At 55.1% G+C, this 20,643-nt stretch carries 22 protein-coding genes, 1 tRNA gene, 1 rRNA gene and 2 pseudogenes; 15 read left to right on the plus strand and 11 right to left on the minus strand.

Features of this window, described 5'->3' with window-relative positions; all coding sequences use genetic code 11:
- Nucleotides 1-69 precede the first annotated feature (69 nt).
- Together blaACT and BH712_RS12285 are read left to right on the plus strand one after the other, a co-directional pair.
- Nucleotides 70-1,215 (plus strand): annotated as a pseudogene (blaACT, locus tag BH712_RS12280) (ACT family cephalosporin-hydrolyzing class C beta-lactamase).
- Nucleotides 1,216-1,323: 108 nt separating this feature from the next.
- A complete protein-coding gene (locus BH712_RS12285; RefSeq protein WP_001221665.1) occupies nucleotides 1,324-1,854 on the plus strand; it encodes a lipocalin family protein in 531 nt (176 codons plus the stop codon).
- Here BH712_RS12285 and sugE read toward each other — a convergent pair.
- On the minus strand, nucleotides 1,851-2,168 hold the full coding sequence (gene sugE, locus BH712_RS12290) for a quaternary ammonium compound efflux SMR transporter SugE (protein WP_000118522.1): 318 nt from the start codon (nucleotides 2,166-2,168) through the stop codon (nucleotides 1,851-1,853). The genes BH712_RS12285 and sugE overlap by 4 nt on opposite strands.
- A 262-nt stretch (nucleotides 2,169-2,430) precedes the next feature.
- Here sugE and BH712_RS12295 point away from each other — a divergent pair, with 262 nt between their 5' ends.
- The gene (locus BH712_RS12295; protein WP_006810408.1) at nucleotides 2,431-3,030 is read left to right on the plus strand and encodes a LuxR C-terminal-related transcriptional regulator; all 600 of its coding nucleotides are present in this window, start codon (nucleotides 2,431-2,433) and stop codon (nucleotides 3,028-3,030) included.
- 36 nt (nucleotides 3,031-3,066) lie between these two features.
- On the opposite strand, the gene ecnB is transcribed toward BH712_RS12295, so the two are convergent.
- The 3 genes from ecnB to efp all read right to left on the minus strand — a co-directional run bounded on the left by ecnB (nucleotide 3,067) and on the right by efp (nucleotide 4,077).
- Nucleotides 3,067-3,213, minus strand: coding sequence for a lipoprotein toxin entericidin B (gene ecnB / locus BH712_RS12300; RefSeq protein ID WP_003855942.1), 147 nt, complete (start codon nucleotides 3,211-3,213; stop codon nucleotides 3,067-3,069).
- 108 nt (nucleotides 3,214-3,321) lie between these two features.
- On the minus strand, nucleotides 3,322-3,453 hold the full coding sequence (locus BH712_RS12305) for an entericidin A/B family lipoprotein (protein WP_006810410.1): 132 nt from the start codon (nucleotides 3,451-3,453) through the stop codon (nucleotides 3,322-3,324).
- Nucleotides 3,454-3,510: 57 nt separating this feature from the next.
- Nucleotides 3,511-4,077 carry an elongation factor P gene (efp, locus tag BH712_RS12310; RefSeq protein ID WP_003855940.1) on the minus strand — a complete coding sequence of 189 codons (567 nt, stop codon included), beginning with the start codon at nucleotides 4,075-4,077 and terminating at the stop codon, nucleotides 3,511-3,513.
- A gap of 40 nt (nucleotides 4,078-4,117) precedes the next feature.
- On the opposite strand from efp, the gene epmB reads away from it, so the two are divergent.
- Nucleotides 4,118-5,146 (plus strand): EF-P beta-lysylation protein EpmB, encoded by a 1,029-nt coding sequence (gene epmB / locus BH712_RS12315; RefSeq protein ID WP_006810411.1) that lies wholly within the window; start codon nucleotides 4,118-4,120, stop codon nucleotides 5,144-5,146.
- Between the two features lie 66 nt (nucleotides 5,147-5,212).
- Here the strand turns inward: epmB and BH712_RS12320 are convergent, their stop codons facing one another.
- Complete coding sequence (locus tag BH712_RS12320) at nucleotides 5,213-5,566, minus strand: DUF4156 domain-containing protein (RefSeq protein WP_003855938.1); 354 nt, start codon at nucleotides 5,564-5,566, stop codon at nucleotides 5,213-5,215.
- A 232-nt stretch (nucleotides 5,567-5,798) separates the two neighbouring features.
- Between BH712_RS12320 and BH712_RS12325 the strand changes: the two genes are divergently transcribed.
- Genes BH712_RS12325 through iadA form a run of 3 tightly spaced genes read left to right on the plus strand, consistent with a single transcriptional unit; the run spans nucleotide 5,799 to nucleotide 8,078 of the window.
- Nucleotides 5,799-6,446, plus strand: coding sequence for a nucleoside recognition domain-containing protein (locus tag BH712_RS12325; RefSeq protein WP_006810413.1), 648 nt, complete (start codon nucleotides 5,799-5,801; stop codon nucleotides 6,444-6,446).
- Nucleotides 6,443-6,904, plus strand: coding sequence for a YjiG family protein (locus tag BH712_RS12330; protein ID WP_006810414.1), 462 nt, complete (start codon nucleotides 6,443-6,445; stop codon nucleotides 6,902-6,904). The genes BH712_RS12325 and BH712_RS12330 overlap by 4 nt, the downstream gene beginning before the upstream one ends.
- A 10-nt stretch (nucleotides 6,905-6,914) precedes the next feature.
- Nucleotides 6,915-8,078, plus strand: coding sequence for a beta-aspartyl-peptidase (iadA, locus tag BH712_RS12335; RefSeq protein ID WP_006810415.1), 1,164 nt, complete (start codon nucleotides 6,915-6,917; stop codon nucleotides 8,076-8,078).
- A gap of 65 nt (nucleotides 8,079-8,143) precedes the next feature.
- Here iadA and groL read toward each other — a convergent pair whose 3' ends face one another.
- On the minus strand, nucleotides 8,144-9,790 hold the full coding sequence (gene groL / locus BH712_RS12340) for a chaperonin GroEL (protein ID WP_006810416.1): 1,647 nt from the start codon (nucleotides 9,788-9,790) through the stop codon (nucleotides 8,144-8,146).
- 39 nt (nucleotides 9,791-9,829) lie between these two features.
- Nucleotides 9,830-10,123, minus strand: coding sequence for a co-chaperone GroES (locus BH712_RS12345; protein ID WP_003855929.1), 294 nt, complete (start codon nucleotides 10,121-10,123; stop codon nucleotides 9,830-9,832).
- A gap of 178 nt (nucleotides 10,124-10,301) precedes the next feature.
- Here BH712_RS12345 and yjeH point away from each other — a divergent pair, with 178 nt between their 5' ends.
- Nucleotides 10,302-11,549 (plus strand): L-methionine/branched-chain amino acid transporter, encoded by a 1,248-nt coding sequence (gene yjeH / locus BH712_RS12350; protein ID WP_006810417.1) that lies wholly within the window; start codon nucleotides 10,302-10,304, stop codon nucleotides 11,547-11,549.
- A gap of 23 nt (nucleotides 11,550-11,572) precedes the next feature.
- Here yjeH and BH712_RS12355 read toward each other — a convergent pair whose 3' ends face one another.
- A complete protein-coding gene (locus BH712_RS12355) occupies nucleotides 11,573-12,037 on the minus strand; it encodes an FxsA family protein (RefSeq protein WP_032673697.1) in 465 nt (154 codons plus the stop codon).
- 335 nt (nucleotides 12,038-12,372) lie between these two features.
- On the opposite strand from BH712_RS12355, the gene aspA reads away from it, so the two are divergent.
- From aspA to BH712_RS12380, 5 genes are all read left to right on the plus strand, one after another.
- Nucleotides 12,373-13,809, plus strand: a complete 1,437-nt coding sequence (aspA, locus tag BH712_RS12360; protein WP_003855923.1) for an aspartate ammonia-lyase — start codon at nucleotides 12,373-12,375, stop codon at nucleotides 13,807-13,809.
- 116 nt (nucleotides 13,810-13,925) lie between these two features.
- Nucleotides 13,926-15,227, plus strand: a complete 1,302-nt coding sequence (locus tag BH712_RS12365; RefSeq protein WP_003855921.1) for an anaerobic C4-dicarboxylate transporter — start codon at nucleotides 13,926-13,928, stop codon at nucleotides 15,225-15,227.
- A gap of 113 nt (nucleotides 15,228-15,340) precedes the next feature.
- Nucleotides 15,341-15,664, plus strand: a complete 324-nt coding sequence (cutA, locus tag BH712_RS12370; RefSeq protein WP_003855908.1) for a divalent cation tolerance protein CutA — start codon at nucleotides 15,341-15,343, stop codon at nucleotides 15,662-15,664.
- Complete coding sequence (locus BH712_RS12375) at nucleotides 15,640-17,349, plus strand: protein-disulfide reductase DsbD (protein WP_006810419.1); 1,710 nt, start codon at nucleotides 15,640-15,642, stop codon at nucleotides 17,347-17,349. Before cutA ends, BH712_RS12375 begins: the two co-directional genes overlap by 25 nt.
- A gap of 49 nt (nucleotides 17,350-17,398) precedes the next feature.
- On the plus strand, nucleotides 17,399-17,974 hold the full coding sequence (locus tag BH712_RS12380; protein ID WP_032673698.1) for a transcriptional regulator: 576 nt from the start codon (nucleotides 17,399-17,401) through the stop codon (nucleotides 17,972-17,974).
- Here the strand turns inward: BH712_RS12380 and BH712_RS12385 are convergent.
- Together BH712_RS12385 and BH712_RS12390 are read right to left on the minus strand one after the other, a co-directional pair.
- Entirely contained in the window at nucleotides 17,971-18,561 is a 591-nt protein-coding gene (locus tag BH712_RS12385) for a LysE family translocator (protein ID WP_032673700.1), read from the minus strand. The genes BH712_RS12380 and BH712_RS12385 overlap by 4 nt on opposite strands.
- 37 nt (nucleotides 18,562-18,598) lie before the next feature.
- On the minus strand, nucleotides 18,599-19,444 hold the full coding sequence (locus BH712_RS12390) for an AraC family transcriptional regulator (RefSeq protein WP_006810422.1): 846 nt from the start codon (nucleotides 19,442-19,444) through the stop codon (nucleotides 18,599-18,601).
- 169 nt (nucleotides 19,445-19,613) lie between these two features.
- Here BH712_RS12390 and BH712_RS12395 point away from each other — a divergent pair.
- Nucleotides 19,614-19,689 (plus strand) — tRNA-Phe (locus tag BH712_RS12395).
- Nucleotides 19,690-19,802: 113 nt separating this feature from the next.
- Nucleotides 19,803-20,418 (plus strand): annotated as a pseudogene (locus BH712_RS12400) (DUF2238 domain-containing protein).
- A gap of 108 nt (nucleotides 20,419-20,526) precedes the next feature.
- On the opposite strand, the gene rrf reads toward BH712_RS12400, so the two are convergent.
- Nucleotides 20,527-20,642: ribosomal RNA gene (rrf, locus tag BH712_RS12405) — 5S ribosomal RNA — on the minus strand.
- Nucleotide 20,643 lies beyond the last annotated feature (1 nt).

Below are 20,643 nucleotides of genomic sequence, written 5' to 3' on the forward strand. Positions count from 1 at the left end.
AATCCAACAGACTACGCCTGTCTGACGGGCCCGGACATCCCCTTGACTCGCTATTACGGAAGATGATTGATGATGAAAAAATCCTTTTGCTGCGCCCTGCTGCTCGCCATCTCTGGCGCTGCTCTCGCCGCGCCAGTATCAGAAAAACAGCTGGCGGAGGTGGTCGCGAATACGGTTACCCCGCTGATGAAAGCCCAGGCTATTCCAGGCATGGCGGTGGCCGTTATCTATCAGGGAAAACCGCACTATTACACGTTTGGCGAAGCCGATATTGCGGCCAAAAAACCCGTTACGCCACAAACCCTGTTCGAGCTAGGTTCTATAAGTAAAACCTTCACCGGCGTTTTAGGTGGGGATGCCATTGCTCGCGGTGAAATTTCGCTGGATGATCCGGTGATCAAATACTGGCCTGAACTGACGGGCAAGCAGTGGCAGGGTATTCGTATGCTGGATCTCGCAACCTACACCGCGGGCGGCCTGCCTCTACAGGTACCGGAAGAGGTCACGGATAACGCCTCCCTGCTGCGCTTTTATCAACACTGGCAACCGCAGTGGAAGCCTGGCACAACGCGTCTTTACGCCAATGCCAGCATCGGACTTTTTGGCGCGCTGGCGGTCAAACCTTCCGGCATGCGCTATGAGTAGGCCATGACGAAGCGGGTCTTCAAGCCGCTCAGGCTGAACCATACCTGGATTAACGTTCCGAAAGCGGAAGCGGCGCATTACGCCTGGGGTTATCGTGACGGTAAAGCGGTCCACGTTTCACCGGGTATGCTGGACGCAGAGGCCTATGGCGTGAAAACTAACGTGCAGGATATGGCGAACTGGGTGATGGCGAACATGGCGCCGGAGAACGTTGCTGATGCCTCACTCAAGCAGGGCATCGCGCTGGCGCAGTCGCGCTACTGGCGTATCGGGTCAATGTATCAGGGCCTGGGCTGGGAAATGCTCAACTGGCCCGTGGAGGCCAAAACAGTGATCGAGGGCAGCGACAATAAGGTGGCACTGGCGCCGTTGCCCGTGGCAGAAGTGAATCCACCGGTTCCCCCGGTCAAAGCGTCCTGGGTCCATAAAACGGGCTCTACTGGCGGGTTTGGCAGCTACGTGGCATTTATTCCTGAAAAGCAGATCGGTATTGTGATGCTCGCGAATAAAAGCTATCCGAATCCGGCACGCGTTGAGGCGGCATACCATATCCTCGACGCACTACAGTAAAACATTGCCGGGTGGCGGCTTCGCCTTACCCGGCAAAACACCCTGCACAATCTCCCGCATTTTCCCTGCTGTCATCTACACTTAACAAAAAACAGTAAGGAAACTCCTATGCGCATTCTGCCTGTTATTGCCGCAGTAACAGCCGCGTTTTTAGTGGTTGCTTGCAGTTCCCCTACTCCTCCGCCTGGCGTCACGGTAGTCAGTAATTTCGACGCTCAGCGCTTCCTCGGCACCTGGTATGAAATCGCCCGAATGGACCATCAGTTCGAACGGGGCTTAGAGAAGGTCACGGCCAGCTACAGCGCGAGGGATGACGGCGGGATCCAGGTCATTAACCGCGGCTATAACCCGGATCGCCAGATGTGGCAGCAGTCGGTTGGTCAGGCCTATTTCACCGGCGCCTCTAACCGCGCAGCCATGAAAATTTCATTTATCGGCCCATTCTACGGCGGATACAACGTCATTGCGCTGGACAGAGAGTACCGCCACGCGCTGGTGTGTGGGCCGGATCGCAACTATCTTTGGCTCCTCTCCCGCACGCCAACGATCCCGGCGGAAATGAAACAGCAGATGCTGGACATAGCGACCCGGCAAGGGTTTGATGTGACGAAATTAATCTGGGTGCAACAGCCGCATTAGTGCGTACTGAGTTTTAACCCGATGATACCCGCAACAATCAGCGCGAGGCTGGCGATGCGCGCCAGACTCGCAGATTCCCCCAGCAGCAGAATGCCGGTAATGGCAGCCCCTACCGCGCCAATGCCCGTCCAGACAGCGTAAGCCGTTCCAACTGGCAAGGTCCGCATCGCCCATGACAGCATGACGATACTGACAATCATCGCAGCGATGGTGATGACGCTGGGCGTCAGGCGGGTAAAACCGTGGGTGTATTTCAGACCAATTGCCCATACCACTTCGAGCAAACCGGCAACTACAAGAACGATCCAGGACATTTCAGGCTCCTTAACTTAAAGACAAGTTGGGGCCGTCCCCGATGAGTGAAGCGCTTACGGGTCGTCCCGCAAGGCAGAAGTAGCACTTCATATTTTGGTGAGGGCGGAATTTTTTTTCAAACTTTTTCTGCTGAACACGTTAAGGCAAGAAATAGCCTCAGTAAGGCACGTAGTTCAGGCATTTATGACTCATCCGACTTCTCTATGATGATAGGCTTTCTGATGGCAGGAAGCCAAACCACTAGCCGACTGCGAAAATTTTATGTTCAAAATTCTTTTGATTGACCGTTGTCACTTCACCCGCACGGGATTTGAAGCCTGGGTCAATCATTCAGACCTGCTTTCGGGTCATTTCGTCGTAACCGGGGTGAATAACCTTTTTCTCGCCAGAGAGCATATTTTGCAATGGAAACCTGCGCTGGTTATCGCTGATTTATCTGGCTTCCGGCAGGATTTACACCATTTTCAGCAGCTATCCTCCCTGCTGATTGCCAGCGAAACGCTGCCTTTTATTTTGCTGCAATCGGGGCAGGAGCAGGAGATGACAAATTATCTGGCACAGTACCCGATATGGTCTTCACTCTCCAAAAATACCGATCTGGAAGGACTGGCAGCGGTAATAAACGACGCGCTAACGTCATGCGCAAGCGCGGAGCTTCCGGAAATGGCGGCACCGTTACTGACGCGTCAGGAAGAGAGAGTTTTGACACTGTGGATGGATGGTGCGAGCAACCAGAAAATTGCCAGCAATCTGCGCATTAACGGGAAAACGGTGTACACATACAAACGCAATATCCGCATGAAGCTTCATATGGATACGCGCTACTCCCCGTTTTTATCACTACAGGAAGTGGAGAATTGACGGTACGGTAAATAGCCTGCCGTACCGTCGCGTTGATTAGTTCTGAGCTTTAGTTGCTGCGCCAGAAATCGCGTTACCACCGTCGGAGATATCTTCCCCTACGCCACGGGTGGTGTTACATGCAGTCAGTACCGAAGAAAGCACCAGAACAGAAAAGATCGCTGCAATTGTTTTCTTAACCATAATATCTTCCTTTTATAGCCAAAGTTATTTTGTGTATAGCAACTTAAGAATAGACAAGATCTTGTCGTTTGACGGAAAAGGAAGAATTTTTAGGAAAATTAGACGGAATTAGCTGGCCGCATGGGAAATGATATGGCCGAGATCCTGGATATCTTCACCCACGCCACGCGCGGTGTTGCAACCGGAGAGAATTGCGCTGGAGAGCGCTAACAGAAGCAGAATTTTAACGGTACGTTTCATCTTCCCTGCCTGCAAAATCAGGCGCAGCGGGCGCTGCGCCTTTAATCATGACGTAAATTACTTCACGCGGGATACGTATTCGCCGGAGCGGGTATCCACTTTGATCACTTCACCGATCTGTACGAACAGTGGCACTTTCACCACTGCGCCGGTAGACAGGGTGGCAGGCTTGCCGCCAGTACCTGCGGTATCACCTTTCAGACCTGGATCGGTTTCAACGATTTCCAGCTCAACGAAGTTCGGCGGCGTAACGGCGATAGGCTGACCGTTCCACAGGGTCACGATGCACTCAGCCTGATCCAGCAGCCACTTAGCGTTGTCGCCAATGGCTTTCGCGTCAGCAGACAGCTGTTCGAAGGTTTCGTTGTTCATGAAGTGCCAGAACTCACCGTCGTTGTACAGGTAAGTCAGGTTCATATCGACAACATCAGCGCCTTCAGCGGAGTCTGTAGATTTGAAGGTTTTCTCAACACGGGTACCGGTCAGCAGGCGACGCAGCTTAACGCGCGCAAATGCCTGGCCTTTACCTGGTTTAACGAATTCGCTGGCTTCAACCGCGTACGGTTCGCCGTCCATCATGATTTTAAGACCAGCACGAAAATCGTTGCTATAGTACGTTGCCATAAGGCCCTCTAAATTTGTTAACTGGTAGCTAAGCCACAAAATGGCGCATATTGTAACCCTAAACACCCCGTCCAGAGAAGATTGGTTATCGCAACTTGCCGATGTAATCACCAGTCCTGATGAATTGCTGCGTCTTTTAGACCTCGAACAGCACGAAGCGTTGCGTGCAGGCCGTGAGGCGAAGCGCCTTTTCGCCCTGCGCGTTCCCCGCGCGTTTGTTGCCCGAATGGAAAAAGGCAACCCTGACGATCCGCTATTAAAACAAACGCTTACGTCGCAGGATGAGTTTATTACCGCGCCGGGCTACAGCACCGATCCGCTGGAAGAACAAAACAGCGTGGTGCCGGGTTTACTGCACAAATACCGCAATCGTGCCCTGCTGCTGGTTAAGGGCGGCTGCGCGGTAAATTGCCGCTATTGCTTCCGTCGCCACTTCCCGTATGCCGAAAATCAGGGTAATAAGCGCAACTGGCAGGTGGCGCTGGACTACATCGCGGCGCATCCGGAACTGGATGAAATCATCTTCTCCGGGGGCGACCCGCTGATGGCAAAAGATCATGAACTGGACTGGCTGCTGACGCAGCTTGAGGCCATCCCGCATATTAAGCGTCTGCGCATTCACAGCCGTTTACCGATCGTCATCCCCGCGCGTATCACCGACGCGCTGGTCACGCGCCTGGAGCAGTCCCGTTTGCAGGTACTGCTGGTGAACCATATCAACCACGCGAATGAAATTGACGCGGACTTTCGTGCGGCGATGGCGCGTTTGCGCAAAGCGGGCGTAACGCTGCTCAACCAGAGCGTATTGCTGCGCGGCGTGAATGACAGCGCCCGCGTGCTGGCCGATCTCAGCAATGCTTTATTTGATGCGGGCGTCATGCCCTATTACCTGCATGTTCTGGATCGCGTCCAGGGCGCAGTGCACTTCATGGTGACGGATGACGAAGCCCGGAAGATTATGCGCGAGCTGTTAACGCTGGTTTCAGGTTATATGGTGCCGAAGCTGGCACGTGAGATTGGCGGAGAGCCGAGTAAGACGCCGCTGGATTTGCAGCTGCGGCAGCAGTAAAAAGGCAGGTGGCGCTACGCTTACCTGCCCTACGGGCTCCGGGCGCAGCGCCATCAGCAAGTTAACTCAGTTCGGGCACTTATAGACCTGGCCGTTCATCTGGCTGGCGGTTGGTACAAAGCTGGACAGCATACCCTGCGTCGGACTGCTCACGCCGTAAATCACGTTGCCGCCCATTGCCGCAGCCTGATTACGCAGAGCATTGGCCGCACCGCGCATAGAGCCGCCCTCTTCGCCATGCTGCCCCGACATCCAGTTGCTTTGCTCGCCAGTGGCGGTGCCTAACAGCTGGCATTCGCTGCCCGGCTTATCTTCCACAAAGCGAACGCTCTGGCCCGCTGCCGTCAGCTCATTGCTGGTGCTACAACCCGCCAGCAGCAATGCTGCACCTACAATCCCTGCACAGACTTTTATGCGCATGTTATTCCTCGTTTTCAATAAGCTGGACAGTAGTTGTCCGTGTGTAAACCTTATACTAAAAAGATGACCAAAAGAAAAATGCTGAGCATTTCTGCGAGCCAGATTCCGCTGGCACTCCTCCGACATCTTAAATGAATTCTGATAATAACCTTTGGGATATCGTGTTTTAGCCCCCGATCGTTTTTAGTGGTGCGACGTACACCTTTTGTACGCGACTAAAACAGGGGGTTTCATGAGTGCATCATCCTCAGGAGAGGAAAAGGTAACATGGGTGGGCTATCTGGCGTTCGTGCTCACCATCGTATTTTTCTCAGGCTTTTTCGCCAAAAGTACCGAATGGTGGCGGGTACTGGATTTTACCGTTTTAAACGGCAGCTTTGGCGCAGTGAACGGGGCGCTAACGTTTCGCGGCGAGGGCGGCACGGGCGCGAAAGATGGTTTTTTGTTTGCCCTTGAACTGGCGCCCTCGGTCATTTTATCGCTCGGGATCATTGCCGTCACCGAGGGGCTGGGTGGTCTGCGTGCCGCACAGCAGCTCATGACGCCCATTCTGCGCCCGCTACTCGGCGTGCCGGGCATCTGCTCTCTGGCGCTTATCGCCAACCTGCAAAATACCGATGCAGCCGCAGGGATGACCAAAGAGTTGACTGACGAAGGGGCGATTACTGACCATGAACGCGCCATATTCGCCACCTTCCAGACCAGCGGTAGCGCCATCATTACCAACTATTTTTCGTCCGGTGCTGCCCTCTTCACCTTCATTACCGTCCCGGTGATTACGCCGCTTGCCGTCATTCTGGTATTCAAATTTGTTGGCGCGAACTTCCTGCGACTGTGGATCGCCCATATGGAAGTTCGCCGCGTTCAGGAGGAAAAATGATCGCCCAGCCGCGTAAAAATATCATGGACTTGTTTATCGATGGCGCCCGCCGCGGCTTTACCATCGCCACCACCAGCCTGCTGCCGAATGTGGTGATGGCGTTTGTCATCATTCAGGCGCTCAAGGTCACCGGCCTGCTGGATATTGTCGGCAGGGTATGCGAGCCGATCATGGCGCTATGGGGGCTTCCGGGTGCGGCGGCAACGGTCCTTCTGGCTTCGGTGATGAGCATGGGCGGCGGTGTGGGGGTCTGCGCCAGTCTGGTCGCTGCCGGCACGCTCAACGGTCACGATGCCACCATCCTGCTGCCCGCCATCTATCTGATGGGTAATCCGGTGCAAAACACGGGCCGTTGCCTGGGTACCGCAGGCGTCAACCCGAAATATTATCCGCACATCATTACTGTGTGCGTCATTAACGCCCTGCTCTCAATGTGGGTGATGCAGCTACTCTTCTGAGGAGATAAAAATGGATTTTTCAGTGCTGGAACCGCATCTGTTCCGCAATGCGCATCTTTACGCGCCGGAGGATCTTGGGCGTTGCGATCTGCTGATTGCCGGGGGAAAGATCGTCGCAGTCGAAAAAACGGGCCACGCCACAACGAGGCCAGACTGTCCCGAAAGCGATCTCGCCGGAGCGGTGGTGTGTCCGGGGTTTATCGATCAGCATGTGCACCTGATTGGCGGCGGCGGTGAAGCCGGTCCCCACACCCGTACGCCAGAGGTGCGATTGTCTGCGCTGGTGGCGGCGGGCATCACCTCTGTTGTTGGCCTGCTGGGCACCGACGGCGTGACCCGCCATCCCGAGTCGCTGCTGGCGAAAACGCGGGCGCTTGAGCATGAAGGGATCAGCGCGTGGATGCTGACAGGCGCGTATGGCCTGCCTTCTCCGACGATTACCGGCAGTATCGAAAAGGATGTGGCGCTGATTGATAAAATCATTGGCGTGAAATGCGCGATTTCCGACCATCGCTCCTCCGCACCGGCAGATGACCAACTCGCGAATATGGCCGCGCAGTCGCGCGTCGGGGGTCTGCTGGGCGCCAAAGCGGGGATATCCGTGTTTCACCTCGGCAACAGCCCGAAACTGCTGGAGCCGCTGCTTAACATCCTCAATAACGCTGACGTGCCCCGCACGAAGCTGCTGCCAACCCACGTCAACCGTGCCCAGGCACTGTTCCACGCCGCACTGGACTATGCCCGCGAAGGGGGATACATCGACATCACCACCAGCATCAGCGAGCCTGTTGATGCCGCCACCGCCATCGCGACGGCCCGTGAAGCGCAGGTGCCGTTTAACCGTCTCACGCTCAGCTCGGATGGCAACGGCAGCCAGCCGAATTTTGATGCAAACGGTAATCTTGTTGGCATTGGCGTGGCGGGCTTCGAATCCCTGCTCGAAACCTTACAGCAGCTGGTCAGCCGGTATCACCTGCCGCTGGAGGAGGCGCTTCTGCCGTTTACGCGGAACGTGGCGGAGTTTCTCGGGCTGGAGCATAAGGGTCGGATCGCGCCCGGTTGCGATGCCGATTTCCTGGTGATGACGGATGATCTGAAGATCCGCGAGGTCTGGGCGAAAGGCCGCCAGATGGTGCGTGAAGGTGTTGTGTGCGTGAAAGGCACGTTTGAGTAGAAGACAATAAAAAACCCCGGGCATTGCTGCCCGGGGTTCGTTCTGAGAGGTTCAGAACAACATGATTACATCATGCCGCCCATGCCACCCATGCCGCCCATACCACCAGCAGCACCTAAGTCAGGCGCGTCGCCTTTAGGCATGTCGGTCACCATGCACTCGGTCGTGATCATCAGACCAGCTACAGATGCCGCGTATTGCAGAGCAGAACGGGTCACTTTAGTTGGATCCAGGATACCGAAGTCGATCATGTTGCCGTATTCTTCAGTTGCCGCGTTGTAACCGTAGTTACCTTCACCCGCTTTCACGTTGTTCGCAACCACAGACGGCTCTTCACCGGCGTTGGACACGATCTGACGCAGAGGAGCTTCCATCGCGCGCAGCGCAACTTTGATACCCACGTTCTGATCTTCGTTCTGAGCAGTCAGGCCAGCCAGTTTAGCGGCTACACGCACCAGCGCGACACCACCACCAGCGACCACGCCTTCTTCTACCGCAGCACGGGTCGCGTGCAGGGCGTCGTCAACGCGTGCTTTCTTCTCTTTCATTTCAACTTCGGTAGCCGCACCGACTTTGATTACCGCTACGCCGCCTGCCAGTTTCGCTACGCGCTCCTGGAGTTTTTCACGGTCGTAATCGGAAGTGGCTTCTTCGATCTGCTTACGGATCTGACCAACACGGCCCTGAATAGCGGCTTCTTCACCCACACCGTCGATGATGGTGGTGGTGTCTTTGTTGATTACAACGCGTTTCGCCTGACCCAGGTCTTCCAGGGTCGCTTTTTCCAGCTCCATACCGATCTCTTCAGAGATCACGGTACCGCCGGTCAGGGTAGCGATATCCTGGAGCATCGCCTTACGACGATCGCCGAAGCCAGGTGCTTTAACCGCAGCCACTTTCACGATGCCACGCATGGTGTTAACCACCAGGGTCGCCAGCGCTTCGCCTTCAACGTCTTCAGCAATGATAACCAGCGGCTTGCCTGCTTTCGCAACGGCTTCCAGTACTGGCAGCATTTCGCGGATGTTGGAGATTTTCTTGTCAGCCAGCAGGATGAACGGGCTTTCCAGCTCAACAGCACCAGTTTCTGGCTTGTTGATGAAGTATGGGGACAGGTAACCGCGGTCGAACTGCATACCTTCTACCACGTCCAGTTCGTCTTCCAGACCAGTACCGTCTTCTACGGTGATCACGCCTTCTTTACCGACTTTGTCCATCGCTTCAGCGATCAGTTTACCTACGGTTTCGTCGGAGTTAGCGGAGATAGTACCAACCTGAGCAATGGCTTTAGAGTCAGAGCACGGTACGGACAGCGCTTTCAGTTCTTCAACAGCGGATGCGACAGCTTTGTCGATACCACGTTTCAGATCCATTGGGTTCATGCCCGCAGCAACGGCTTTCAGACCTTCGGTGATGATTGCCTGCGCCAGTACGGTCGCGGTGGTGGTACCGTCACCGGCAGCGTCGTTCGCTTTGGAGGCAACTTCTTTCACCATCTGTGCGCCCATGTTTTCGAACTTGTCTTCCAGCTCGATTTCACGTGCAACAGAAACACCATCTTTGGTGATGGTTGGCGCGCCGAAGGATTTGTCCAGCACTACGTTACGGCCTTTCGGGCCCAGAGTGACTTTCACTGCGTCTGCCAGTACGTTTACGCCGCGGAGCATTTTTACACGAGCGTCGTTACCGAATTTTACGTCTTTAGCTGCCATGTTCTTATTTCCTCAAATTCGTACAGTTTCGTGCGTTAATTACGCTTCAACAATTGCCAGAATGTCGCTCTCGGACATGATCAACACTTCTTCATTGTCGATCTTCTCGGATTTCACGCCGTAGCCATCGTTGAAAATGACGATGTCACCAACTTTAACGTCCAGTGGCTGCACAGTTCCGTTTTCCAGGATGCGGCCCTTACCGACAGCGATGATTTCGCCACGCGTTGATTTTGCTGCTGCTGAACCGGTCAGAACGATACCGCCAGCAGACTTGGTTTCAACTTCTTTACGTTTGACGATCACACGATCATGTAACGGACGAATACTCATTGATAGCTCTCCTTTGAGAAAGTCATTATCAGTTATGGATGACGCCGGTCCGCATGCGGTTTTCCGGCTAGTGCCCTGAGAGATGGGGATAGCTTTTTACCCCTTCAAGGGGTAATCGAAAAAAAATTTGCGAAAGTGTTACCATCCACTCTCTTTTGATGGTGGCAGGACGAGGTAAATGAGTGGACTCAGGCAGGAGTTAGGGCTGGCGCAGGGCATTGGCTTACTCTCAACGTCTTTGTTAGGCACGGGGGTATTTGCAGTTCCCGCACTGGCGGCGTTGGTTGCCGGCAATAACAGTCTTTGGGCATGGCCAGTGCTGATTGTGCTGGTGTTCCCGGTGGCGATTGTGTTTGCCATCCTCGGGCGGCACTTCCCGAGCGCAGGCGGCGTGGCGCATTTTGTCGGCATGGCGTTTGGGCCGCGGATGGAGCGCGTCACCGGCTGGCTATTTTTGTCGGTGATACCTGTTGGCCTTCCGGCAGCGCTGCATATCGCGACCGGTTTCGGACAGGCGCTGTTTGGCTGGCACGATGAACAGCTGCTGCTGGCGGAACTCGGTACGCTGGCGATTGTGTGGTGGGTTGGCTCACGCGGGGCCAGTTCCAGCGCCAATCTGCAAACGCTGGTCGCGGTGTTAATTGTCGCGCTGATCGTCGCCATCTGGTTTGCAGGTGACATTACCGTGGCGGATATTCCTTTCCCCGCGATGAACGACATCGACCATACACAGCTTTTCGCTGCGCTATCCGTCATGTTCTGGTGTTTCGTCGGTCTGGAGGCGTTCGCTCATCTGGCATCCGAATTTAAACAGCCCGAGCGTGATTTCCCCCGCGCCCTGATGATTGGCCTGCTGCTGGCGGGCACCGTGTATTGGGCCTGTACCGTACTGGTGCTTCACTTCAACGCGTTCGGTGAAGAGAAAGCCGCCGCTGCGTCACTGCCGGGTATCGTGGTGCAGCTGTTTGGCGTGAAAGCCCTGTGGGTGGCCTGCGTGATTGGCTACCTCGCCTGCTTTGCCAGCCTCAACATCTATATCCAGAGCTTCGCCCGGCTGGTGTGGTCTCAGGCACTTTATAAACCAGACAGCCGCCTCTCACGCCTGTCAAAACGTCAGCTTCCGGTGAATGCGCTGAATACCGTACTGGGCTGCTGCGTGGTGAGTTCCCTGGGCATTTATCTCCTCGACATCAACCTTGACGCGCTGATTGTCTACGCCAACGGCATTTTCATTATGATCTACCTGCTGTGTATGCTGGCGGGCTGTCGTTTGCTGAAAGGACGCTTTAAGGCGCTGGCGGCTGTCGGGTGTGTTCTGTGCCTGCTGCTGCTGGCGATGGTGGGGTGGAAGAGTGTCTACGCCATCGTCATGCTGGCGGGGCTGTGGGTGTTTTTACCGAAGCGGAAAAATCCGCAGGCCCGGTGAGCGAGCGCCACCGGGCCAGAAACTCACCGATCGTCTTTATGATCTAACCGGTCGCGCTGGTCATCCTTACGCTGGTACTCCCCTTCGAAGGTATCCCCCGGGCCGGTGCTGAAACCACCGCCCGGCATACGGCTAAAGCGCAGATGCGGCAGCAGCTTCATGGTCAGGTGCTTCTGCACCGGCGGCAACAGCAAGAGCAGGCCGAGGAAGTCGGTAAAGAAGCCCGGCAGGATGAGCAGAAAACCAGCAATAATCAGCGACACGCTTTTGATCATCTCGGCTGCCGGGCTTTCGCCTGCGGCCATCTTCTGCTGCATTAACAGGAAATTTTTGAAACCCTGATTACGCACCAGCGACATGCCGATGACGGAGGTGAAGATCACCAGAATCAGCGTCAGCAGGACGCCCAGCACATGGGCAACCTGGATGAAAATCGAAATCTCAATGTAAACATAAAGAAAGAAAGCAATAAACGGTATCCAGCGCACTGGCATCTCCTGTGTGGCAGGTGCCTTCTGGCCCCTGACTGAATGTGTTCGCGAAGCGCGTAGGTAAGAGATGGTGACGGTTAGCCAAAATTCAATCGGTTTGCACGGATATTTTTTCTGGAAATATTAAAGCGGTGACATATTTCACAGATTAATAATTATCATGAAATCGGGTCGATAATAAGTGATCCAGCTTACGGCAATTCGCTATCATCAGCATATGATCTCGAACATCTGGCCGAATGAGGGAATAATCGTCGGTCATAAAATATTCAAAACCACATATATACTGTGTGTTTAGTACAATCCATCGGCAGCTTGAAAAGAAGGTTCACATGTTAAACAACATTCGTATCGAAGAAGATTTGTTGGGTACCAGGGAAGTTCCAGCGGATGCCTACTATGGTGTTCACACTCTGAGAGCGATTGAAAACTTCTACATCAGCAACAGCAAAATCAGCGACATCCCTGAATTTGTGCGTGGCATGGTGATGGTAAAAAAAGCCGCGGCTCTGGCGAACAAAGAGCTGCAAACCATTCCTAAAAGCGCTGCAAATGCGATTATCGCCGCGTGCGATGAAGTGCTGAACAACGGCAAATGCATGGATCAGTTCCCGGTTGACGTCTATCAGGGCGGCGCGGGCACCTCCGTCAACATGAACACCAACGAAGTACTGGCAAACATCGGCCTGGAGCTGATGGGACATCAGAAAGGTGAATACCAGTACCTGAACCCGAACGACCACGTTAACAAATGTCAGTCCACCAACGACGCCTACCCAACCGGCTTCCGCATCGCGGTGTATGCCTCTGTCGTGAAACTGGTCGACGCGATTAATCAGCTTGGCGATGGCTTCCAGCGTAAAGCCGTTGAGTTCCAGGACATCCTGAAAATGGGCCGCACCCAGTTGCAGGACGCGGTGCCAATGACCCTCGGACAAGAATTCCATGCGTTTAACGTGCTGCTGAATGAAGAGACGAAAAACCTGCTGCGCACATCCGAGCTGCTGCTGGAAGTGAACCTGGGCGCAACCGCCATCGGTACACGCCTGAACACGCCAGATGGCTATCAGCAGTTGGCGGTACAGAAGCTGGCTGAAGTGTCCAACCTGCCGGTTGTGCCTGCGGAAGACCTGATTGAAGCCACCTCGGACTGCGGCGCTTACGTGATGGTGCACAGCGCACTGAAACGTCTGGCGGTGAAACTGTCCAAAATCTGTAACGACCTGCGTCTGCTCTCCTCCGGTCCGCGCGCTGGCCTGAACGAAATCAACCTGCCAGAGTTGCAGGCGGGTTCGTCCATCATGCCAGCGAAAGTGAACCCGGTGGTGCCGGAAGTGGTTAACCAGGTTTGCTTCAAGGTGATTGGTAACGATACGACCGTCACCATGGCCTCCGAAGCCGGTCAGCTCCAGCTGAACGTGATGGAGCCGGTGATTGGCCAGGCGATGTTCGAATCCATCCATATTCTGACCAACGCCTGCTACAACCTGCTGGAGAAATGCATCAACGGCATCACCGCCAACAAAGAGGTGTGTGAAGGCTACGTCTATAACTCAATCGGTATCGTCACCTACCTCAACCCGTTCATCGGCCACCACAACGGCGATATCGTCGGGAAGATTTGTGCCGAAACCGGTAAGAGCGTGCGTGAGGTCGTTCTCGAGCGAGGATTGTTGACCGAGGCCGAACTGGACGATATCTTCTCCGCCCAGAACCTGATGCACCCGGCATATAAAGCGAAACGATATACCGATGAAAGCGAACAGTAACCGTTCAGGCTAAGCTTCCGAAAGGCACGTCACTTGTGACGTGCCTTTTTTCTTTATGGACGTTACCAAAACACAACAATTCAATATCAACTTGTTAATGAGCAAGGCAGGTCTTTATGTTTGGAGCAGAACTCGTCATCGTCCTGTTGGCGATTTATTTGGGCGCACGACTCGGGGGTATCGGCATCGGTTTTGCTGGTGGTCTCGGGGTGCTTGTACTTACCCTGATCTTTCAGATTAAACCCGGCGCAATCCCTTTTGACGTTATCGAAATCATCATGGCGGTTATTGCTGCTATTGCGGCCATGCAGGTCGCAGGCGGTATGGACTACCTGGTCAGTCTGGCGGAGCGAATGCTGCGTCGCCATCCGAAATACATCACCTTCCTTGCCCCGCTGGTGACCTGGTTTATGACCATTCTCGCCGGTACTGGCCATACCGCGTTCTCCACGCTGCCGGTAATCACTGAAGTGGCGAAAGAACAGGGTATTCGTCCGTCTCGCCCTCTGTCTATTGCCGTGGTCGCCTCCCAGATTGCGATTACCGCCTCGCCTATTTCCGCGGCCGTGGTCTTCTTCGCGGGTATCCTTGAGCCGATGGGGGTAAGTTACCTGACGCTGCTGGCAATCTGTATTCCGGTCACGCTGATTGCGGTAATGATCACTGCCGTGCTGTGTAACTTCCTCGGTGCCGAGCTGAAAGACGATCCGGTTTATCAGGAACGTCTGGCAAAAGGTGAAGTGAGCCTGCGCGGTAGCCAGGTCTTCGAGCTGAAGCCGCATGCAAAACGCTCCGTACTGCTGTTCCTGATTGGTATCGTCGCCGTGATGTTCTACGCGACCGCCATCAGCGACACCGTAGGGCTGATCCAGAACCCGGTGCTGCCGCGTAACGAAGCCATTGTGGTGTTTATGCTGACCATCGCGACGCTGATTAGCATCACGTGTAAAATCGACACCAGTGAAGTGCTGAATGCCAGCACCTTCAAATCCGGTATGAGTGCCTGCGTGTGCGTGCTGGGTGTGGCGTGGCTCGGTGATACCTTCGTGAAAGCACACATCAGCGATATCCAGACCGTTGCAGGCGACCTGCTGCACAACTATCCGTGGCTGCTGGCGGTGGTGCTGTTCTTTGCCGCGACGCTGCTGTACTCCCAGGCCGCGACCACCAAAGCGCTAATGCCTGCGGCACTGATGCTGGGCGTAACGCCGCTGACGGCGATTGCCTCTTTCGCGGCGGTTTCCGCCCTGTTCGTTCTGCCAACTTACCCAACCCTGCTGGCCGCGGTTGAGATGGATGACACCGGCTCCACCCGCATCGGTAAATACGTGTTTAACCACGCGTTCCTGATCCCGGGCGTGGTGGCGATTACGCTCTGCGTGATCCTCGGCTTTATCATCGGCGGCATTGTGCTGTAAACGATTAGCCGTTGTAAAAATAGTTAAAATCGGGCCGCTCTGCGGCCCGTTTCATTAATGACCAACCGCCTTGCGTGATATAGTGAAGACTTTCGTGATGAGGAGGTCGACTTGTGAACACGCCTGATGCTGTTGTTGTACTGTGTACCGCCCCTGATGAAGCTTCTGCCCAGGATCTCGCCGCCAAAGTGTTGGCCGAAAAACTGGCTGCCTGTGTCACACTTCTTCCCGGCGCTACCTCCCTTTATTACTGGGAAGGCAAGCTGGAGCAAGAGTACGAAGTCCAGATGTTGCTCAAAACCAATCTGACAAACCAGCAGGCGCTCCTCGACTGCCTCAAATCTCATCATCCATACCAAACCCCGGAGCTTCTGGTTCTGCCAGTGGTCCACGGCGATAACGATTATCTCTCATGGCTCAACGCTTCTTTACGCTGATCCTGCTGCTGTGCAGCACGTCAGTTTTTGCCGGGTTGTTTGACGCACCCGGCCGTTCGAATTTTATTCCTGCCGACCAGGCGTTCGTTTTTGACTTTCAGCAAAACCAGCACGATCTCAGTCTCACCTGGCAGGTGAAAGAGGGTTACTACCTCTATCGCAAGCAGGTCAGCATCACGCCAGCAAAGGCGAACGTCGGCGCATTGCAGATGCCCGCTGGCGAGTGGCACGAGGACGAGTTCTACGGCAAGAGTGAAATCTATCGCCAGCGTTTAAGCGTGCCCGTCACGGTGAACCATGCCGATAAAGGCGCCACATTAACGGTCACCTATCAGGGCTGCGCCGACGCGAGCTTCTGCTATCCCCCGGAAACGAAGGTCGTTCCGCTTACTGAAGTGAAAGCGGCTGCCTCCCCTCTCCCCTCAGGGGAGAGGGCCAGGGTGAGGGGTGAAGGTGAAGGTGAAGCCGCTTCAGACCTTCCGTTCTCAGCGCTATGGGCGTTACTGATTGGTATCGGCATCGCCTTTACGCCCTGCGTGCTGCCCATGTACCCGCTTATCTCTGGCATCGTGCTGGGCGGCAAGCAACGTCTTTCTACCGCCCGCGCGCTGTTGCTGGCCTTTATCTACGTGCAGGGCATGACGTTAACCTATACGGCACTCGGCCTCGTGGTGGCCGCTGCCGGGTTGCAGTTCCAGGCTGCCCTTCAGCACCCTTATGTGCTTATCGGGCTGTCAGCGGTGTTTATTCTGCTGGCGCTGTCGATGTTTGGCCTGTTCACCCTGCAACTGCCTTCATCCCTCCAAACCCGTCTGACGCTGATAAGCAACCGTCAGCAGGGTGGCTCTGCGGGCGGCGTGTTCGCCATGGGTGCCATCGCCGGGCTGATTTGCTCTCCCTGCACCACTGCGCCGCTGAGCGCCATCCTGTTATACATTGCCCAGAGCGGCAACCTGTGGCTCGGCGGCGGCACGCTGTACCTCTACGCGCTCGGCATGGGCCTGCCGCTAATCCTGGTGACGGTGTTTGGCAATCGTCTGCTGCCGAAGAGCGGCCCGTGGATGGAGACGGTAAAAACCGCGTTTGGGTTTGTCATTCTGGCGCTACCGGTATTTCTGCTGGAACGCATTGTGGGTGACGTATGGGGCATTCGCTTGTGGGCAATGCTCGGCGTGGCTTTCTTCGGCTGGGCATTTATCGTCAGCCTGGGGGCCAAAAAAGCGTGGATGCGTCTGGTGCAAATTCTCCTGCTCGCTGGCGCGCTGGTGAGCGCGCGTCCGCTTCAGGACTGGGCGTTCGGCTCGCCGGTAGCTCAGACCCAGGCGCATTTGAATTTCACGCAAATTAAAAACGTGGATGAACTCAACAGCGCGCTGGCTCAGGCAAAAGGCAAACCGGTCATGCTCGATCTCTATGCCGACTGGTGCGTAGCCTGCAAAGAATTTGAAAAATACACCTTCAGCGATCCGCAGGTACAACGCGCGCTGAGCGATACCGTTCTGCTCCAGGCGAACGTTACCGCCAACAACGCGCAGGATAAGGCCCTGCTGAAACAACTTAACGTGCTCGGCCTGCCTACCATCCTGTTCTTCAATGAACAGGGGGAAGAGCAGCCGACGCAGCGTGTAACCGGGTTTATGGACGCAACGGCATTCAACGCGCATTTGCGCAATCGCCAACCGTAAACAACACTTTAGACGGGATAAACCGTTGGGAATAGCGGAGGAGATAACCGTGCAACGCGAAGACGTACTGGGACAAGCCCTGCAATTGCTTGAGATTCAAGGGATCGCCAGCACCACGCTTGAGATGGTCGCCGACCGTATCGATTACCCTCTGGATGAACTTAAGCGCTTCTGGCCGGATAAAGAGGCGCTGCTGTATGATGCCCTGCGCTATCTCAGCCAGCAGGTGGATATCTGGCGCAGGCAGCTGATGCTGAATGATGAACTGACCACTGAGCAAAAACTGCTGGCACGCTATACCGCACTGACGGAGTGTGTAACCAACAACCGTTATCCTGGCTGTCTGTTTATCGCCGCCTGCACCTACTATCCGGATCCCGGGCACCCCATCCATCAGCTGGCAGATCAGCAAAAACGTGCTGCACACGAATTCACACACGAACTGCTGACCACACTTGAGGTGGATGACCCGGCGATGGTCGCGAAGCAGATGGAGCTGGTGCTGGAAGGTTGCCTGAGCCGCATGCTGGTGAACCGTAGCCAGGCTGATGTGGATACGGCGCACCGTCTGGCGGAGGATATTTTGCGCTTTGCGCAGTGTCGTATGGGCGGCGCACTGACCTAAGCCAGCATTCCCGTCCAGGCGGAAATAAACAAACACAGCGCCATCACGCGCTGAAATCGCACCATCGCCACGGTGGTGCGGAAAATCCTGTTCACCGCCTTCCCCAGCCACGCCCAGCACAGCAAACAGACCACGGAGATCGCCAGAAACCATAGCGCCATCAGCGCAATATCCCGTAATGCATGGTCGCTTGCTGGCGCAAACAGGCTGACGACTGCCAGCGCCATCATCCAGGTTTTTGGGTTTACAACCTGTAATAGCGCCGCAGCCCGGGCGGTAAATCGGACATGGCGGCTGGAGGAGAGATTCGCGGCCGGGGCGCTAAACAGCTGCCAGCTCATCCAGGAAAGCCACAGCACGCCCGCCCAGCTCATCACCTGACGTATCAGCGGATACTGGCGCAACACTTCTCCTGCCCCTGCACCTGAAATCAGAACAATAGCGCTGGCGGCAATACACCCGCCCAGGATCGCAGGAACCGTATTTTTTACGCCAAAGTGCTGACTGTTAGCCAGCACCAGAATATTGGTTGGCCCCGGCGTAATGGAGGCAACAAATGCAAACAGCAGGAAGGGGATTACATTCACAGGTGGCTCCTTTTTTATTAGAGCCACGAATGTGCCGTTATTTTCTGGAAACGTCTGGAAGGTTTGTGCACAACCGACGGTAGTGTGCCGGAGAAATACGGTATGCCCGCTGGAACCAGCGACCAAGATGGCTTTGATCGGCAAAACCCACTGCCGTCGCAACATCAACAGGAAGTTCCCCACACGCCAGCATCTGTCGGGCTTTTGCCAGGCGTAGCTGGATAAGCCAGGCGTGCGGTGCCAGGTGAAATTCGCGTTTAAAACAGCGGGTGAGCGTAAAGCGATCCGTACCCGTCTCACGGGCAAGGTCTGACAGCCCGACGTTCTCGCCGATATGCGCATAGAGATAGTCGCGGGCACGATGCGCCACGGCGGAGCTTTGTAACTGAGACGGGAGTTTCTTACGCCAGTGGCAGTGAGCAGTGATCTGAGAGAGCAGGTTATCCATTGTGCTTTGTTGAACGATCTTCATCTCATCGTTATGCAACGAGGCAAACGTATCCCCGATAGAGCGCACCAGCTGAGGCTCTCGCGTCAGCGTTTGGGCAAAGTGGAGGGTATAGCTCCCGGGAGTAGCGTCGTACAGCCCTTGAAGCGTATGGGTGAGCCAGTGTTCATCCAGATAAAAGGTCAGATAGGTAAAGCCACCCTCTACCGGTGCATCACCGTCATGGATTTCACCGGGCTCAAGCAAAAAAGCATCGCCCGGCTGGCTACGGTGGCGTTCACGGCGACAGTGGAACTGCTGCGTGCCGGAAAGGGTTATTCCGACCAGATAGCTATCATGCCAGTGGGGATCAAAGGCGTGTCCTTCGAAATGCGCCTTAATTGTCTCAATACCTGTTTCTGCATGCTGACGCAGCTCAAGCCAGTCGTTTGCCATACTGCCCTCCTCTTACCGTCAGCATTGTCACACCTTGCCTGAACTGTCTGGAAGATTTGTGCAGATTCAGCGCATAAACGGACAGATTGCCGCAAACTTAAGCAGTTGAACAGCTTTTCCCGAAATAATGTTGACGATCGCGCGCGATTGCGGTTTAATGCGCTCCGTTGCCCGGATAGCTCAGTCGGTAGAGCAGGGGATTGAAAATCCCCGTGTCCTTGGTTCGATTCCGAGTCCGGGCACCACTATTTAAAGAACCCAGCCTATGGCTGGGTTTTTGCTTTTCTGTATCCGCTACGCATTGAATTTTCCCTCCTGTCAGGCAATAGTGATTTTTTCCCCTGACAATGAAAATGATATGAACTTATCTGCTTTAAAAGTCGGGTCACTGCTCCTGCTGATGATCCTGATTTATACCGGCCTGTTCACGAGCGACCGCGTCACCTGGCTGATGGAGGTGACGCCCGTCATCATCATCATTCCACTTCTGCTCGCCACGCACCGGCGATACCCTCTGACTCCCCTTCTCTATACCTTGATTTTCTTTCACGCCAGCATTCTGATGACTGGTGGAATGTACACCTACGCAAAGGTTCCGGTTGGTTTTGAGGTTCAGGAGATGCTCGGGCTTAGCCGTAATCCGTATGACAAGCTCGGTCACTTTTTCCAGGGACTGGTTCCCGCACTGGCAGCGCGAGAAATTCTGCTGCGCGGTGGGTATGCGTGGGCGTAAGATGACGGGATTTCTGGTGTGCTGTGTTGCTCTGGCTATTAGCGCCACCTATGAACTCATTGAGTGGTGGGCAGCTTTGGCAATGGGGCAGGGTGCGGATGATTTTCTGGGGACGCAGGGCGATCCATGGGATACCCAGTCGGATATGTTTTGCGCGCTGCTGGGCGCGTTAACGACGGTGCTGCTCCTTGGGCGTTTCCATCAGCGGCAATTACGTCGTTTGAATGTTTGTCAGGGGTAGTGTGCCTGACCTGCCGGGTGGCGGCTTCGCCTTACCCGGCCTGCAAAATTCAGGGGTACAAAAACGCAAAAAGGCCATCCTTGCGGATGGCCTCTTCACTTGTTTGATGCCTGGCAGTTCCCTACTCTCACATGGGGAGACCCCACACTACCATCGGCGCTACGGCGTTTCACTTCTGAGTTCGGCATGGGGTCAGGTGGGACCACCGCGCTAAAGCCGCCAGGC

Origin of the sequence: Enterobacter hormaechei ATCC 49162 (assembly GCF_001875655.1) — a bacterium.
Taxonomy (GTDB): Bacteria; Pseudomonadota; Gammaproteobacteria; order Enterobacterales; family Enterobacteriaceae; genus Enterobacter; species Enterobacter hormaechei.

Excerpts from the sequence above, each read along its gene's own strand:
- BH712_RS12365 (WP_003855921.1), top strand. The coding sequence starts at position 13,926 with ATGTTTGGAGCAGAACTCGTCATCGTCCTGTTGGCGATTTATTTGGGC.
- BH712_RS12320 (WP_003855938.1), bottom strand. The coding sequence starts at position 5,566 with ATGCGCATAAAAGTCTGTGCAGGGATTGTAGGTGCAGCATTGCTGCTG.
- epmB (WP_006810411.1), top strand. The coding sequence starts at position 4,118 with ATGGCGCATATTGTAACCCTAAACACCCCGTCCAGAGAAGATTGGTTA.
- BH712_RS12295 (WP_006810408.1), top strand. The coding sequence starts at position 2,431 with ATGTTCAAAATTCTTTTGATTGACCGTTGTCACTTCACCCGCACGGGA.
- ecnB (WP_003855942.1), bottom strand. The coding sequence starts at position 3,213 with ATGGTTAAGAAAACAATTGCAGCGATCTTTTCTGTTCTGGTGCTTTCT.
- BH712_RS12325 (WP_006810413.1), top strand. The coding sequence starts at position 5,799 with ATGAGTGCATCATCCTCAGGAGAGGAAAAGGTAACATGGGTGGGCTAT.
- aspA (WP_003855923.1), top strand. The coding sequence starts at position 12,373 with ATGTTAAACAACATTCGTATCGAAGAAGATTTGTTGGGTACCAGGGAA.
- efp (WP_003855940.1), bottom strand. The coding sequence starts at position 4,077 with ATGGCAACGTACTATAGCAACGATTTTCGTGCTGGTCTTAAAATCATG.
- BH712_RS12375 (WP_006810419.1), top strand. The coding sequence starts at position 15,640 with ATGGCTCAACGCTTCTTTACGCTGATCCTGCTGCTGTGCAGCACGTCA.
- BH712_RS12305 (WP_006810410.1), bottom strand. The coding sequence starts at position 3,453 with ATGAAACGTACCGTTAAAATTCTGCTTCTGTTAGCGCTCTCCAGCGCA.
- sugE (WP_000118522.1), bottom strand. The coding sequence starts at position 2,168 with ATGTCCTGGATCGTTCTTGTAGTTGCCGGTTTGCTCGAAGTGGTATGG.
- BH712_RS12330 (WP_006810414.1), top strand. The coding sequence starts at position 6,443 with ATGATCGCCCAGCCGCGTAAAAATATCATGGACTTGTTTATCGATGGC.
- groL (WP_006810416.1), bottom strand. The coding sequence starts at position 9,790 with ATGGCAGCTAAAGACGTAAAATTCGGTAACGACGCTCGTGTAAAAATG.
- iadA (WP_006810415.1), top strand. The coding sequence starts at position 6,915 with ATGGATTTTTCAGTGCTGGAACCGCATCTGTTCCGCAATGCGCATCTT.
- yjeH (WP_006810417.1), top strand. The coding sequence starts at position 10,302 with ATGAGTGGACTCAGGCAGGAGTTAGGGCTGGCGCAGGGCATTGGCTTA.
- BH712_RS12285 (WP_001221665.1), top strand. The coding sequence starts at position 1,324 with ATGCGCATTCTGCCTGTTATTGCCGCAGTAACAGCCGCGTTTTTAGTG.
- BH712_RS12345 (WP_003855929.1), bottom strand. The coding sequence starts at position 10,123 with ATGAGTATTCGTCCGTTACATGATCGTGTGATCGTCAAACGTAAAGAA.
- BH712_RS12390 (WP_006810422.1), bottom strand. The coding sequence starts at position 19,444 with ATGGCAAACGACTGGCTTGAGCTGCGTCAGCATGCAGAAACAGGTATT.